Here is a 13,826-nt window from a genome sequence, read left to right on the forward strand (position 1 = left end):
TGATCAGACGGTCAGAACCACCTTCGGCGACGCGGCGGTCGATCAGACGGTCAGATCCACCTTCGGCGACACGGCGGTCGATCAAACGATCAGAACCACCTTCAGCCACTGCTTGTTGAGTATGTGCGACCACGGGTTGAGCCGAGGAGGCGGCGAAAGCGTTGACTGCCAGTACCGAGAAAGCGAGGCCGAGAAAGAGTTGGCGTTTCATGGTGGTGTGCTCCGGGTGTTATGTGTTGGGTATGGAGCGAAGGTTACGCGCCTGGATTTTTAAGAGAACTTCATTGGGTCGATGGTGACCATCGACGGCAATGATGGAGCTGCCTGACAGGTGTAGGGGCTGAAAAGGGTTCGACTGTGTGGGTTCAAAAGCAGGGTTGTGTGATGAAATCCCTGAACTGACCGCCGACCCTTTTTCACCGGAGAGCCCGACCATGAGCCAGCACGATTTCAAGCAACTGGATGTTTTCAGCCGCGAGTCATTCAAGGGCAATCCACTGGCTGTGGTCTTCGCCGCCGACCCGCTGACTGACCAGCAGATGCAGGCCTTCGCGACCTGGACCAATCTCAGCGAAACCACCTTCCTGCAAACGCCCCAGGACCCTCGGGCGGATTACCGGGTACGAATATTCACCACGACCAGGGAGCTGCCCTTCGCCGGGCACCCGACCCTGGGCTCATGCCATGCCTGGTTGGAGGCCGGTGGCGTGCCCCAGGGCGAGGAGATCATTCAGGAGTGCGGGATCGGTCTGGTGCGGATTCGGCGCGAGGGCGATGACCTGGCCTTTATCGCACCGCCGCTGCGTCGCGCAGGTCCCCTGGACGAGGCGTTGCGCGAGCAGGTTCGTCTCGGGCTGGGGTTGGCTCCGGAGGAGGTGCTCGATGCCCAGTGGGTCGACAACGGCGTCGATTGGCTGGTGCTGATGCTGCCCGATCGGGCGCGGGTACTGGCGGTAAAACCTGACTACGCCCAATTGAAAGGGTTGGCGGTAGGGCTGGTCGCACCCTGGAATCCAGCACTGGACGGCGACGAATGTCAGTTCGAGGTGCGTGCCTTTATCGCCGGTGACGGCATGTGCGAAGACCCTGCCACCGGTAGCCTGAACGCCGGTATTGCGCGTTGGCTGCTGGGAGAGGGACGGGCGCCGCAGTCGTATCGGGTCAGCCAGGGCACGGCGATGGGCCGTGCCGGGCGGATCCGCGTGGAGCAGGTGGGTGACGAGATCTGGGTCGGTGGTGCCGCCGTGACCTGCATCACCGGCAGCCTGAACCTATAAGGGCTGGGCGATCAGCATCATCGCCGCCGACAAGGTATGCCCGTCGGTAATCTTGCCGGCGGCAATCATCGCCTTGAGTTCGGCCAGGCTGACGAACAGCACCTTGTCGACCTCGCCATCGGTGCCTTCCACCGCTTCGCCGTCAATGTCCACCCGGCAGACGGCAACCGCGCTGGCGATCAGCGAGGTATTGCTGTGCAGCAGGCCCAGTTCGGTGACCTTCAGGGCCGGCCAGCCGGTTTCTTCCAGCAGTTCGCGAGCAGCGGCATCGCTGGCGGTCTCACCACGGTCGATGGCGCCACGGGGGAACTCGATCGACTGGGCGCCGATGGCCCGGCGTTGCAGCACCGCCAGCATCAGGCGGCCATCCGGCAGGACAGGCACCGCGACCACGCCATTGATGGCCTGGGCTTCCTTGACGATAAAATAACCCCGCTCCTTGACCACGTCGAAGTAGGGCGTGTGCAGCAGGCATTCGGATTCGGTGTCGGGCTTCATGCGCGGTGTTACTCCAGAAAGCAGCGGTCGAACAGATAGAGCGCGTCAGGTTTGAGGTTTTCCAGGGTGGCTTGCGGGCGGCCGCCGTCACCCTGTTTCTTGCGTCCGGTTTCCCGCAGGTAGCCGGCTTCGGTCATCTTCAGCAAGCGTTGCCGGGTGCTGGTCTTGAGCACCGGCCGCGCCAGCACCCGGGAAAAGATCGAGGTGGCTTCCGGGGCGCTGAACTCGGAACCGAGAAACATCAGCGGCAGGCTGCTGTACAGCGATTTGGAGAGCAGCCGCTCCTGTGCCGCCGCCACTAGCGTGTTGTGATCGAAGGGCAGGCGCACCGAAGCATCGGCGACGCTGTCGAGGGCAAACCAGGCCTGTTGCTCGTTCAGGATCGGCTCTTCACTGACAATGGCCAGGTAGAAGGTCGAGGATGACCAGCAGCGCGGGTCGCGAAAGGCATCGCCGACGGTGCCCACCTGTTCGATCCAGGCCAGCGGCAGATTGACCTTGTCGCTGGCGCGCAGGCGTTCCACCGCGTCGTCCAGCGTCAGGTCGGCCACCGCGCCGTTGACCACCACACCCGGGAGTGCCCAATGGCCCTGGAAGGGATCGGCTTCACGCTTGTGCAGCAGGATCTGCAGTGCCTGGGAGTCACGGCAGTAGAAAAGCACGCACAAGTCGACGGTGTGCAGGTAGTCGCTTTTCCTCGGCGCGGTGGGGGAACGGTCCGGCATATCAAGTCCTGTGTGCGGCATAGAGGTCGTAGTCTACCGGATCCATCCCGGGTGCCATCCAGTGGGCGGGCAATGTTTCGCCCTGCGCCAGTCGTTCACGCAGCAAGGTGCTGCGTACACCGGCCTGTTCCTCCACGCACAGCACTGAAAAACGTTCGAGCAGTTGTGCGCCCAGATGGAAGTCCGGCAACTGCGCGGCCACGTCGTGCCCGACCACCAGGGCGATCTGGCGGGTGGGCAGGCCGGTCATCTCGGCCAGGGCGCAGAGCAACTCATAACTGTAGATGGGAGACTCGGTCTCCCGGGCCAGTTGCTCCTCGATCCGGCACAGCGAAATCGCCGACGAGCAGGCCGGACGCACCCGTTCGACGATCGCTTGCAGCCAGCCCAGGCGCCGCTCGTACTCGGCCATGCGCTTGCCGTGGGGATGCCTGAAGGACGGCACCACCCACACCGAGCGGGCGTGACGGGAGGCTTCGATCATCACCTGGGCATGACCTGCATGGGGAGGATTGAAGGCGCCGCCGTAGATTGCGAGTTCGTACATGGGTGGGTCTCCTTTGTGTTTAAGGTACTCGTCATGTACTTACGTATCAAGCGGCTTTCTCACGAAGGAATCCTTATTAAATTTGAAAGGTTTGCTATCGGTGAAATCGTGCTTGATTTGAAAGTACATGACATGTACCTTTGTTTCATCGCCAAGGGAGAACTCGCCATGAACGCTCAAGTGATCAAGACCGCCGCCTTCGATGTCGATGCCCAGAAGGGTTTCACGCCACTCTGCCCGGATGAGTTGCCGGTGGTGGGCGGCCATCTGATCGGTGCGGAGCTGAACTTCATGGCCTCGCTGGCCGATATCCGCGTCGGCAGCAAGGACGCCCACAGTCCCCTGGCCCCCTGGGTGGTGGACTCCCACGAGCAGATGCTCAAGCCCACGGGGCTGGAGCACGCCGATCTGACCTGGGTCAGCCACTGCGTCCCCGGCACCGAAGGTTTCACGCTGCTCGATGAGCTGCCGGCGCCCCAGGACTACGACTATTTCGTCTGGAAGGGCGTTGAGCCGGAATTGCACCCTTACGGCGCCTGCTTCCACGATCTCCAGCACAAACTCTCCACCGGCGTGATCGAGTACCTGAATGCCCGGCACGTCCGGCAGGTGATCGTCGGCGGGCTGGCCCTGGATTTCTGCGTCAAGACCACCGCGCTGCAACTGGCGGGGGCGGGTTTCAAAGTCATCGTCTACCTGCCGGCCTGTCGCGCCATCAGCGCCGATGGCGCGCAGCAGGCGGTCCACGACCTGCAACAGGCGCGTATCGAACTCGTCAACAGTCGCGAACAGCTGGCCCGCGTGGCGAGCCACAAGGAGTAACTCATGGAAAGTGCATTCAACCGCGAAGGCGGCATCATCCAGGGACTGCTGGATACCGACTACTACACCTTCACCATGATGCAGGCGGTGCTGCACCAGTACCCCAATGTCGAGGTGGAATATCAGTTCATCGTGCGTTCCCGGGAGAGGCTCACGCACCTGATCCCCGAGCTGCGCCTCGAGCTGGAAAAGCTCGCCGACCTGCAAATGCGCGACGGTGAACTGCGCTTTCTGTTCAACCGGCGTTTTCGCGAATACCTGACACCGGACTTCGAGCAGTTCCTCGGGCTGTTCCGGTTCAACCTGAGCTATATCCATGTCAGCGAAATCGACGGCCAACTGAGCATCCGCGTCCGTGGCCCGATGTTGCACTGCATCATGTTCGAACAGCCGGTGCTGGCCCTGGTCAGCGAGTTGCGCAACCGCGACAAATACCCGGAGGTGACCCTGGAAGACGTTACCCGCAAGCTCTACCAGAAGTTCGAGTGGCTGGAGAAAAACCTCAGCCGCGACGAACTGGCCGACCTGCGGGTCTCGGACTTCTCGACCCGCCGGCGTTTGTCGTTCCGCGCCCAGCGCGAGGTGGTGGACATCATGCGACGGGATTTCCCCGGGGTGTTCGTCGGTACCAGCAATGCGCACCTGGCCTACGAGTTCGATCTCCCACTGATCGGCACCATGGCCCACCAATGGCTGATGGTGCACCAGCAACTCGGTCGCCTGCGGGAAAGCCAGAATGCGGCGTTGGAGAACTGGGTGCGCGAATACCGCGGCCGTCTCGGGATCGCCCTGACCGACTGCATCAGCACCGACTTTTTCCTCAAGGACTTCGACCTGTATTTCGCCAAGCTCTACGACGGCCTGCGCCAGGATTCGGGTGATCCGATTGTCTGGGCCGACAAAGTGTTGGCGCGTTATGTGCAGCTGGGAATCGATCCGATGACCAAGGACCTGATGTTTTCCGATGGGCTGAATTTCGAGAGGTGCCTGCCGATCCTTCGTCACATCCGTGGCAAGGCCCGGTTCGGCTTCGGTATGGGGACCAGCCTGGCCTGCGATGTCGATGGGGTCGAACCGCTGAGCATCGTGATGAAGCTGGTGCGGGTCCACGGCGAGCCGGTGGTGAAGTTTTCCGATGACCCGGTGAAGAATGTGTGTGAAGACCCGTCGTTCCTGCGTTATGCGGCGCAGGTGTTCAACGTGACTGAATTCAACCAGAAGCTGGAGGTGTGAGATGGGAACCGAGAATCAGGATCGTATTGCCAAGGCGCTTGGGGTGAACCGGCAGTTGGTACCGGGCGACGAGGCAGCGGAACTGGCCCGCCGCATCAACTTCATCAAGGCCCTGTTGAAGCGCTCCGGTTGCGAGGCGCTGGTGTTGGGAATCAGCGGCGGCGTCGACTCACTGACCGCCGGCCGGCTGTGTCAGTTGGCGGTGGAGCAGTTGCGCGAGGAGGGCGGCACGGCACGTTTTATCGCCATGCGTTTGCCGTACCGGACCCAGGCGGATGAACACGATGCCCAGGCGTCCCTGGCCTTTATCCGGCCGGACCAGGTCAGCAGCGCGAATATCTCGGCCTGCGTGGAGGGGTTGATGGGCAGTCTTGAGGTCGAGGGCCTGGAGGCAGCGCCGGCGCAGGTGGATTTCGTCAAGGGCAACGTCAAGGCCCGGGCGCGGATGATGACCCAGTATGCGCTCGCCAACTTCGTCAATGGGCTGGTGGTCGGTACCGATCATGCTGCGGAGGCGCTGATGGGGTTTTTCACCAAGTTCGGTGACGGAGCCTGCGACCTGGCGCCCTTGTCCGGTTTGACCAAGGGGCAGGTACGACGGCTGGCTTCGGCCCTGGGGGCGCCGGAACAACTGGTGTACAAGGCGCCGACAGCCGATCTGGAAGAACTGGTGCCGGGCAAGCCGGACGAGGTCGCCTATGGTTGCACCTACGCCGAGATCGACGCTTACCTGTTGGGGCAACCCGTGTCGGCGCAGGCCAGTTCGATCATCGAAGCGGCCTACGCCAGGACCGCGCACAAACGGGCCTTGCCGTACTCGCCGGTGTGAGCCGGGATCAGCGTGGGGTGTCGAGGGTGTTGTTCAAGGCCACATACTGCAAGAGCATGATGGTCTTGGCATCGACGATCTCCCCGCGCCGGATGGCTTGCAGTGCGTCGTCCAGGGACAACTCCAGCACTTCCAGGTCCTCGCCCTCGGCTTCCAGGCCGCCACCATGGCTGACCTTGCTGTCACCGTCGTATTCGCCGAGGAAGAAATGCAGTTTCTCGGTTACCGAGCCGGGGCTCATGAAGGCCTCGAAGATCTTCTGCACGTTCTGCACGCGGTAGCCGGTTTCCTCCTCGGCTTCGGCACGGATGCGGTCTTCGGGTGAAGCGTTTTCCAGCAGGCCGGCGGCGGCCTCCACCAGCATGCCGTCGTGGCCGTTGACGAACACCGGAAAGCGGAATTGCCGGGTCAGCACCACGCTGCGTTTTTCGCGGTTGAACAGCAGGATGGTCGCGCCATTGCCACGGTCGTAGGTCTCGCGGCTTTGCCGCTGCCAGGTGCCGTCGCTGCGCAGGAAGTCAAAGGTGGTTTTCTTCAACAGGTACCAGTCGTCCGAGAGGACGGTGCTGTCGATGATACGAACCCGGTCTTTCGTTGCGGTCATGATCCACGCCCTGTGGTATGCAAAGCGCAGATCATACAAGTTTATGCCACCGCCATCTGCCGCTTCTGGCGATTGGCGACCACGAGGAAACTCAACAGCGCCACCAGCGGCATCGCGCTGCCCAGCGCCATGATCGCCAGCCAACCGCCTTGCTCATACAACACGCTGGCCAGGGCCGAGCCGGTAGCGCCGCCGATGAAAATGCTGGTCATGTACAAGGCATTCAGGCGACCGCGGCTGGCTGCATCAAGGGCGTAGACGGAACGCTGCCCGAGCACCATGTTCATCTGCACCGCGAAGTCCAGCAACACGCCGGTCACGGCCAGGCCGATCACGCTGTAGGCCGGATGGATCAGCGCCGGGGCAAAGCTCAGGGTTGCCAGCAGCATTGCCAGCCAGGACGCCCGGTGCGTATGCCCGGCATCCGCCAGTCGACCCGCCATCGGCGCGGCGATGGCCCCCATCGCTCCGACCAGGGCAAACAGGGCGATCTGCGACTGCGACAAGCCATGGACCCGCGACAGCTCCAGGGGCACGGCGGTCCAGAACAGGCTGAAAGTGGCGAACATCAGGCCCTGGTACCAGGCACGCTGGCGCAGTACCGGTTGGTCGCGGAACAGTTTCCCCAGCGACCCCAGCAGTTGCCCGTAGGTGGCGCTGTGGTTGGGCTGGCGCTTGGGCATGGTGGTGAGGATCACCAGCATGATGAACAGCATCAGCACGGCGGCGGCGATAAACACCGTGCGCCAGCCGAAGTGATCGGCGATCACGCTGGACAGCGGCCGCGCCAGCAGGATGCCCAGCAGCAGGCCGCCCATGATGCCGCCGACCACGCGCCCACGTGATTCTTCAGGGGCCAGGTGCGCGGCCAGGGGAATCAGGATCTGTACCGAGACCGAACTGAAGCCGATCAACAGCGACACCACCAGGAACACCCCGGGTTGCCGGGCCAGGCCGGCGGCCACCAGGCTGATCACCGCGATCAGCGCGGTGCCGATCATCAGCTTGCGGTTTTCCAGCAGGTCACCCAGCGGCACCAGGAAAAACAGGCCCAGTGCGTAGCCGATCTGGGTCAGGGACACGATCAGGCTGGCGCTGTGGGCGGAAATACCGAGGTCCGGAGCGATGAGTTCGATGATCGGCTGGGCGTAGTAGATGTTGGCCACGATGGCGCCGCAGCAGAAGGCGAACAGCATCACCAGGGCGCGGGTCATGATGGGGGCGGGGTGGTTTTTCATCGGCGAAGGCTCTGGAACGGACGGAGAGCGAGTCTAGACATTGGCGGGCGGCGGTGTAAGAGGGTCACAGGCATAGTCGATATCAGCCACGTTGATTATTCGGCGGCCATCAGGGGGAGTTGTTCGAAGATGTAACAACTTGCCCGCAGCCTCGCCTTCGATTTTAAAAATCCCATTTTTAATCAATGACTTGCCCTTTAAGTCCGCGCATCTGCGGATTTTCTCGAAAGATTGCGGTGTTACTGAACACTTGTTTAGTATCGACCGCAACGCTACACCTCACGCTCAAAAACAATAAGACGAGGGCCCTTCATGACCTCCCACCCGACACTGCTTCACGCGGTCGAGGCCGGCATCGCCCGGATCACCCTCAACCGTCCCGAGCAACGCAATGCGCTGGACATTCCCACCCTCAAGGCACTGATCGACCTGCTGGAACGCTTCGAAGCCGACCCGGCGGTGCGGGTGCTGATACTGACTGGCAGCGGTCGCAGCTTCTGTGCCGGCGCGGACCTGGCCGAATGGGCCGATGCCGAACGCCGCGGGATTCTCGAAAGCTACGGCTGGACTGAAACCGCCCATGTCCTGATGAATCGCCTGCATACCTTCGCCAAGCCGACCATCGCCGCCATCAACGGCACGGCGGTGGGGGCCGGGATGGACCTGACCCTGTGCTGCGATTTCCGCCTGGCCGCGCAATCGGCGCGGTTCAAGGCCGGCTATACCAGCATGGCCTATTCGCCGGACGCCGGGGCCAGTTGGCACCTGCCACGCCTGATCGGTAGCGAGCAGGCCAAGCGCCTGTTGTTCCTCGACGAACTCTGGGGCGCCGACCGCGCCCTGGCCACCGGCCTGGTGAGCGAAGTCTGCGCCGATGAGCAACTGGCATCCGCCGCCTCCGAGCTGGCCGCCCGACTGGCGGCAGGCCCGACCTTCGCCTTTGCCCAGAGCAAAGTGCTGATCCGCGACGGCGCCGAGCGCAACCTGGCCGAACAGCTCCAGGCCGAACAGGCCGCCGGCCTGCTCTGCGGCCGCAGCCGCGATGGCGCCGAAGCGCTCCAGGCCGCGGTGGAAAAACGCGCCCCTCATTTTATCGGCCAGTAACCGAACAGCAGGTACCCCATGAATTTCCAACTGACCCAAGAGCAGGACATGCTGGTGGACGCCGTTCGCAGCTTTGTCGAGAAAGAGCTGCTGCCCCATGAGGAAGCCGTTGACCGCGCCGACGCGGTGTCGCCGGAACTGGCCGCACAGATTCGCGCCAAGGCCATCGCGGCGGGCTTCTATGCCTTCAACATGCCGGAAGAAGTCGGGGGTGGCGGCCTCGACTACCTGTCCCAGGCGCTGATCGAGCGCGAGCTGTCCAAGGTGTCCTGGGCGCTGCACGTGTTTGTCGCGCGTCCGTCGAAGATCCTCATGGCCTGCACCGGGGCGCAGATCGAAGACTACCTGTTGCCCTGCGTGCGCGGTGAAAAGGTCGACTGTTTTGCCCTGACCGAACCGGGCGCCGGCTCCGATGCCAATGCCATCAAGACCCGCGCGGTACGCGATGGCGATGACTTCGTCCTCAATGGCAGCAAGCATTTCATCAGCCATGCCGGGCACGCGGATTTCGCCATCGTCTTCGCGGTGACCGACACCTACGAACATAACGGCCGCAAGCGCAACGCCGTGACCTCGTTCCTGGTGGATCGCGACACCCCCGGCATGACCATCCGCCGTGGCCCGAAATGTGTGAGCAACCGCGGCTATCACACCAGCGAAATCTTCTTCGACGACTGCCGCGTGCCAGCGGCCAAGGTCCTCGGCGAAATCGGCAAGGGCTGGGAAGTCGCCAATGCCTGGCTGACCGCCGGGCGGGTGATGGTCGCCGCCAACTGTGTCGGCCAGGCCCAGCGGGCATTGGACGTGGCGTTGCAGTGGTCGGCCGATCGCAAGCAGTTCGGCCAGGCCATCGGTACCTACCAGGGTATCTCCTTCAAGCTGGCGGACATGGCCACGGAAATCCGCGCCGCCGAACTGATGACCCTGCACACCGCCTGGAAAATGGACCAGGGCACCATGACCGATGGCGAAGCCGGCATGGCCAAGCTGTTTGCCAGCGAAGTACTGGGCCGCGCCGCCGACGAAGCGGTGCAGATTTTTGGCGGCATGGGCCTGATGGACGAAGGACCGGTGGAGCGGATCTGGCGCAACGCGCGGATCGAGCGGATCTGGGAAGGCACTTCGGAAATCCAGCGCCATATCATTTCCCGCGAACTGCTGCGGCCGCTGCTGCGCTGATCGGACCAGGAGAACAGTATGTCCATCAGAGACAACCTCAAGCGCCTGCTCGCGCCGCGCCACCTGGCGTTCGTGGGTGGGCGCAGCATGGCGCGGGCGTTCAAGCGCTGTGCCGACGGCGGCTTCCTGGGCCAGATGTGGCTGGTCAACCCACAGCATGCCGAACTCGACGGGATTCCCTGCGTGGCGTCGGTTGCGCAACTGCCCTGCGGGCCTGACGCGGTGTTTATCGCCACCAACCGTGAACTGACCCTGACCTGTGTCGCCGAACTGGCGGCCAAGGGCGCGGGTGGGGCGATCTGCTATGCCTCCGGCTTTGCCGAAACCGGCGAGGCGGGGCAGGCCCTGCAGGAACAACTGCTGCAGGCGGCGGGCGAGATGGCGCTGCTCGGGCCCAACTGTTATGGCTTGCTCGACTATCTGCACAACGTCGCCCTGTGGCCGGTGGCCCACGGCGGCAAGGCGGTGGAGAAGGGCGTGGCGGTGCTGACCCAGAGCGGCAACTTCGCCTACAACCTGTCCATGAGTGACCGCTCCTTGCCCCTGGCCTATATGGCTTCGGTGGGCAATCAGGCGCAACTGGGCGTGGCCGAATTGATGGACGTGCTGCTCGATGAGCCGCGGGTCACCGCCATCGGCCTGCACCTGGAAGGTTTGAAGAACGTCCAGGGGTTTGCCCGGGCGGCGTACAAGGCGCTGGAGAAAGGCATTCCGGTGATCGCCCTGAAAACCGGGGTGTCACAGATCGGTGCCGAGTTGGCCCTCAGTCATACCAGTTCCCTGGCCGGCTCCGATGCGCTGTATGACAGTTTGTTCGAGCGTCTCGGGGTGATTCGGGTCAGTGGCCCGGTGAGCTTTGTCGAAACCCTCAAGGCCGCGGCCTGCGGTCATTTGCCGGCGGGTCCGAGCCTGACCGGGCTGGCTTGCTCCGGCGGTGATGCGGGGCTGATCGCCGACTATGCCGAGCGCAACGGCCTGACCTTGCCGGCACTGGACGAAGGCCAGCGCGGCGAACTGGCGCAGGTGTTGCCCAGCTACGCCAACCTGGTCAATCCGCTGGATTTCACCACGGCGATCTGGGGCGACCGTACGGCTCTGGAAAAGATGCTGGAAACGGCCTTGCGTACCCCGTCCGATGTGGCCTTGCTGGTGCTCGATTATCCGGCGCAATTTACCGGCGAGCGCAAGGAGTGCGACCTCTTGCTGGAACTGTATTGCGAGTGCCTGGAGCGGCATGGCAAGACCGGTTTCGTTGCCTCGGCCTTTCCCGAGTTGCTGCCGGCCCATGCCCGTGAGCGTCTGCACGCCCACGGCGTACCGGCACTGCAAGGGGTGGAAGATGGACTGGCGGCCTGGGGCCGGATCGCCCATTACCGCCAGCGGCGCGAGGCCTTGTTGAATGGCGGTGAGGCGGCGTTGTCGCCGGTATGTCCGGATGCTGTGCTGGGTAGCGGGCGGCTGCTGGATGAGTGGCAGTCCAAGCAAGCCTTGCGGCCCTTCGGCCTGCCTTTGCCCGAAGGTCGGTTGTGTCGGCCGGAGCAAGCCTTGGTCGAGGCCCGCAGCCTGGGTTACCCGTTGGTGCTCAAGGTGGTCAGTGCCGATTTGCCGCACAAGACCGAGGCCGGTGGTGTCGCCCTCAACCTCAAGGACGAGGCGGCGTTGCAGGCGGCACTCGAGACCATGCGCAGCAATCTGGCCCGGCATGCGCCGGGGCTCGCTTTCGATCAGGTGCTGCTGGAGCGCATGGCATCGGTGCCTTTGGCGGAGCTGATCGTCGGCGTCAAGCGTGAAGCGGGTTTCGGTCTGGCACTGGTGATCGGTGCCGGGGGGATTCTGGTGGAGCTGCTCAAGGACAGTTGCAGCCTGTTGCTGCCGACCACCGACCAGGCCATTCACCAGGCGCTGTTGGGCTTGCGCTGTGCACCGTTGCTGACCGGCTTTCGCGGCGGCCCTGCGGTGGATATGCCCGCCCTGGTCAAGGCGATTCGCGCGGTGGCGGATTACGCCTGCGAGAACGCCGGATCATTACTGGAGTTGGATGTGAATCCGTTGCTGGTCAACACCGAGGGAGCGGTGGCAGTGGATGCGTTAATCCGTTTGGCCTAGATACCGAATCAGCAAACGAACCCTTTTCCCGCAACGTAACAGGGGCAATTCGATGAGCGATAATAACAACAAGATTCCTCAACTTTCCCACGGCCTCTCACTGGAACGCCGCGACTTTCTCAAGCTCGGTGCCGTGGCCGGGCTGGCCGGTGCCGCCGCTTCCATGGGCTTCCCGCTGAGCGCCTGGGCCGCCGACGCCACGCCAAAACCCGGCGGCACCCTGCGCCTGGGCCTGGCCGGCGGCAGCACCTCCGACTCCTACGATCCCGGTTCCTGGAGCGACACTTTCACCTTCGTCGGCTTCTCGGCCATCTACAACACCCTGGTGGAAATCGCCGTGGACGGTTCCGCCATCCCGGAGCTGGCCGAAAGCTGGGAGTCCTCGCCGGATGCGCGGATCTGGACTTTCAAGCTGCGTTCCGGAGTGCAGTTCCACAACGGCAAGCCCCTGGCCGTCGAGGACGTGGTCGCCTCGATCGAGCATCACCTGGGCGAGAAATCCACCTCCGCGGCCAAGACCGTGCTCGGCGAAGTGGTCGCGGTGCGCGCCGCCGGCAACGACAGCGTGGCCTTCGAATTGCACTCGGGCAATGCCGACTTCCCCTATGTGGTCGCCGACTATCACCTGGTGATCATGCCCGCCAAGGACGGCCTGGCCGACTGGCGTACCGGCGTCGGCACCAGCGGTTATCGCCTCAAGTCCTTCGAGCCCGGCGTACGCATGGCCCTGGAACGCAACCCCGGTTACTGGAAAGCCGGTCGCGCGCATTTCGATGCGGCGGAACTGCTGGCCATCTCCGACGGCGCGGCGCGGGTCAATGCACTGATCACCGGGCAGGTCGATGTGATCAACAAGGTCGACCTGAAGACCGTCGGCCTGCTCAAGCGCAATCCGAATATGGTTATCGAGGAAACCAAGGGGGCGCAGCAGTACACCTTCCCGATGCTCTGCGACAGCGACCCGTTCAAGAACAACGACATTCGTATGGCGATGAAGCATGGCATCGACCGCGAAGCGCTGCTCTCCTCGGTGCTCAAGGGTTACGGCGCGGTGGGCAACGACCATCCGATCCAGCCCGGCAGCCGTTTCCTCAATACCCAACTGCCACAGCGCAAATACGACCCCGAGCAGGCGAAGTTCTACCTGCGCAAGGCCGGGGTGGATTCCCTCAAGGTCCGCCTGCAAGCCAGCGATGCGGCCTATTCCGGGGCCGTTGATGCCTCGGTGCTGTTCAAGGAACAGGCCAGGGCAGGTGGCATCGATATCGACGTGGTACGCGAGCCGGCGGACGGGTTCTTCTCCAACGTCTGGAACAAGCAGCCGTTCACCACCTCGTTCTGGTACAGCAGCCTGACCGCCGACCGCATGTTCAGCATCGGTTATGCCAAGGGCGCGGCGTGGAACGAATCCCACTGGGACAACCCGCGCTTCAACGTCCTGCTCAACCAGGCCCGGGGTGAACTCAACGACCCGTTGCGGCGCGAGATGTACAACGAAATGCAGGCGATCTGTCGCGACGATTGCGGCGCGATCATCCCGCTGTTCGCCAGCTCCGTGGCGGCACGCTCGACCCGTGTGGCCCACGGCGGACTCACCGCGCCTTACGGCGAGCTGGATGGCTTGCGGTTGATCGAGCGCTGGTGGCAGGCCTGAGGCGGAGCGC

General features: G+C 63.3%; 13 protein-coding genes and 1 pseudogene. 8 read left to right on the forward strand and 6 right to left on the reverse strand.

Going from position 1 to position 13,826, the window contains the following annotated elements; all coding sequences use genetic code 11:
- Window positions 1-211 (reverse strand): annotated as a pseudogene (locus CWE01_RS26885) (phage infection protein); the annotation flags it as partial.
- Between the two features lie 223 nt (window positions 212-434).
- Here CWE01_RS26885 and CWE01_RS26890 point away from each other — a divergent pair.
- The gene (locus CWE01_RS26890; protein ID WP_100943590.1) at window positions 435-1,277 is read left to right on the forward strand and encodes a PhzF family phenazine biosynthesis protein; all 843 of its coding nucleotides are present in this window, start codon (window positions 435-437) and stop codon (window positions 1,275-1,277) included.
- Here CWE01_RS26890 and CWE01_RS26895 read toward each other — a convergent pair.
- Genes CWE01_RS26895 through CWE01_RS26905 form a run of 3 tightly spaced genes read right to left on the reverse strand, consistent with a single transcriptional unit; the run spans window position 1,272 to window position 3,047 of the window.
- Window positions 1,272-1,775 (reverse strand): NUDIX hydrolase, encoded by a 504-nt coding sequence (locus CWE01_RS26895; protein WP_100943591.1) that lies wholly within the window; start codon window positions 1,773-1,775, stop codon window positions 1,272-1,274. The genes CWE01_RS26890 and CWE01_RS26895 overlap by 6 nt on opposite strands.
- 8 nt (window positions 1,776-1,783) lie before the next feature.
- The gene (locus CWE01_RS26900; protein WP_100943592.1) at window positions 1,784-2,500 is read right to left on the reverse strand and encodes an NUDIX hydrolase; all 717 of its coding nucleotides are present in this window, start codon (window positions 2,498-2,500) and stop codon (window positions 1,784-1,786) included.
- A gap of 1 nt (window position 2,501) precedes the next feature.
- Window positions 2,502-3,047: an adenylyltransferase/cytidyltransferase family protein gene (locus CWE01_RS26905; protein WP_100943593.1), complete on the reverse strand. Its 546-nt coding sequence runs from the start codon at window positions 3,045-3,047 to the stop codon at window positions 2,502-2,504.
- 168 nt (window positions 3,048-3,215) lie between these two features.
- On the opposite strand from CWE01_RS26905, the gene CWE01_RS26910 reads away from it, so the two are divergent.
- Genes CWE01_RS26910 through nadE form a run of 3 tightly spaced genes read left to right on the forward strand, consistent with a single transcriptional unit; the run spans window position 3,216 to window position 5,931 of the window.
- Window positions 3,216-3,869: an isochorismatase family protein gene (locus tag CWE01_RS26910; RefSeq protein WP_100943594.1), complete on the forward strand. Its 654-nt coding sequence runs from the start codon at window positions 3,216-3,218 to the stop codon at window positions 3,867-3,869.
- Between the two features lie 3 nt (window positions 3,870-3,872).
- Window positions 3,873-5,102 (forward strand): nicotinate phosphoribosyltransferase, encoded by a 1,230-nt coding sequence (gene pncB, locus CWE01_RS26915; protein WP_100943595.1) that lies wholly within the window; start codon window positions 3,873-3,875, stop codon window positions 5,100-5,102.
- Between the two features lies 1 nt (window position 5,103).
- Window positions 5,104-5,931 carry an ammonia-dependent NAD(+) synthetase gene (gene nadE, locus CWE01_RS26920; protein ID WP_100943596.1) on the forward strand — a complete coding sequence of 276 codons (828 nt, stop codon included), beginning with the start codon at window positions 5,104-5,106 and terminating at the stop codon, window positions 5,929-5,931.
- Between the two features lie 7 nt (window positions 5,932-5,938).
- On the opposite strand, the gene CWE01_RS26925 is transcribed toward nadE, so the two are convergent.
- Window positions 5,939-6,535, reverse strand: coding sequence for an NUDIX domain-containing protein (locus CWE01_RS26925; protein WP_100943597.1), 597 nt, complete (start codon window positions 6,533-6,535; stop codon window positions 5,939-5,941).
- A gap of 41 nt (window positions 6,536-6,576) precedes the next feature.
- Window positions 6,577-7,773 carry an MFS transporter gene (locus CWE01_RS26930; protein WP_100943598.1) on the reverse strand — a complete coding sequence of 399 codons (1,197 nt, stop codon included), beginning with the start codon at window positions 7,771-7,773 and terminating at the stop codon, window positions 6,577-6,579.
- Window positions 7,774-8,085: 312 nt separating this feature from the next.
- Here CWE01_RS26930 and CWE01_RS26935 point away from each other — a divergent pair, with 312 nt between their 5' ends.
- The 4 genes from CWE01_RS26935 to CWE01_RS26950 are packed head-to-tail and all read left to right on the forward strand — an operon-like array spanning window position 8,086 to window position 13,816.
- Entirely contained in the window at window positions 8,086-8,877 is a 792-nt protein-coding gene (locus CWE01_RS26935) for an enoyl-CoA hydratase/isomerase family protein (protein WP_100943599.1), read from the forward strand.
- Window positions 8,878-8,895: 18 nt separating this feature from the next.
- Entirely contained in the window at window positions 8,896-10,056 is a 1,161-nt protein-coding gene (locus CWE01_RS26940; protein WP_100943600.1) for an acyl-CoA dehydrogenase family protein, read from the forward strand.
- Between the two features lie 18 nt (window positions 10,057-10,074).
- Window positions 10,075-12,162, forward strand: coding sequence for an acetate--CoA ligase family protein (locus CWE01_RS26945; RefSeq protein WP_100943601.1), 2,088 nt, complete (start codon window positions 10,075-10,077; stop codon window positions 12,160-12,162).
- Window positions 12,163-12,214: 52 nt separating this feature from the next.
- Window positions 12,215-13,816 carry an ABC transporter substrate-binding protein gene (locus CWE01_RS26950; RefSeq protein ID WP_100943602.1) on the forward strand — a complete coding sequence of 534 codons (1,602 nt, stop codon included), beginning with the start codon at window positions 12,215-12,217 and terminating at the stop codon, window positions 13,814-13,816.
- Window positions 13,817-13,826: the final 10 nt, after the last annotated feature.

The sequence above is a fragment of the Pseudomonas sp. QS1027 genome, from assembly GCF_002814235.1.
Classification (GTDB): Bacteria; Pseudomonadota; Gammaproteobacteria; order Pseudomonadales; family Pseudomonadaceae; genus Aquipseudomonas.

What these genes read in the sequence shown, in the direction of transcription:
- CWE01_RS26900 (WP_100943592.1), bottom strand. Translation starts at nt 2,500, where the DNA reads ATGCCGGACCGTTCCCCCACCGCGCCGAGGAAAAGCGACTACCTGCAC.
- CWE01_RS26935 (WP_100943599.1), top strand. Translation starts at nt 8,086, where the DNA reads ATGACCTCCCACCCGACACTGCTTCACGCGGTCGAGGCCGGCATCGCC.
- CWE01_RS26910 (WP_100943594.1), top strand. Translation starts at nt 3,216, where the DNA reads ATGAACGCTCAAGTGATCAAGACCGCCGCCTTCGATGTCGATGCCCAG.
- pncB (WP_100943595.1), top strand. Translation starts at nt 3,873, where the DNA reads ATGGAAAGTGCATTCAACCGCGAAGGCGGCATCATCCAGGGACTGCTG.
- CWE01_RS26940 (WP_100943600.1), top strand. Translation starts at nt 8,896, where the DNA reads ATGAATTTCCAACTGACCCAAGAGCAGGACATGCTGGTGGACGCCGTT.
- CWE01_RS26950 (WP_100943602.1), top strand. Translation starts at nt 12,215, where the DNA reads ATGAGCGATAATAACAACAAGATTCCTCAACTTTCCCACGGCCTCTCA.
- CWE01_RS26905 (WP_100943593.1), bottom strand. Translation starts at nt 3,047, where the DNA reads ATGTACGAACTCGCAATCTACGGCGGCGCCTTCAATCCTCCCCATGCA.
- CWE01_RS26895 (WP_100943591.1), bottom strand. Translation starts at nt 1,775, where the DNA reads ATGAAGCCCGACACCGAATCCGAATGCCTGCTGCACACGCCCTACTTC.
- CWE01_RS26890 (WP_100943590.1), top strand. Translation starts at nt 435, where the DNA reads ATGAGCCAGCACGATTTCAAGCAACTGGATGTTTTCAGCCGCGAGTCA.
- nadE (WP_100943596.1), top strand. Translation starts at nt 5,104, where the DNA reads ATGGGAACCGAGAATCAGGATCGTATTGCCAAGGCGCTTGGGGTGAAC.
- CWE01_RS26925 (WP_100943597.1), bottom strand. Translation starts at nt 6,535, where the DNA reads ATGACCGCAACGAAAGACCGGGTTCGTATCATCGACAGCACCGTCCTC.
- CWE01_RS26945 (WP_100943601.1), top strand. Translation starts at nt 10,075, where the DNA reads ATGTCCATCAGAGACAACCTCAAGCGCCTGCTCGCGCCGCGCCACCTG.
- CWE01_RS26930 (WP_100943598.1), bottom strand. Translation starts at nt 7,773, where the DNA reads ATGAAAAACCACCCCGCCCCCATCATGACCCGCGCCCTGGTGATGCTG.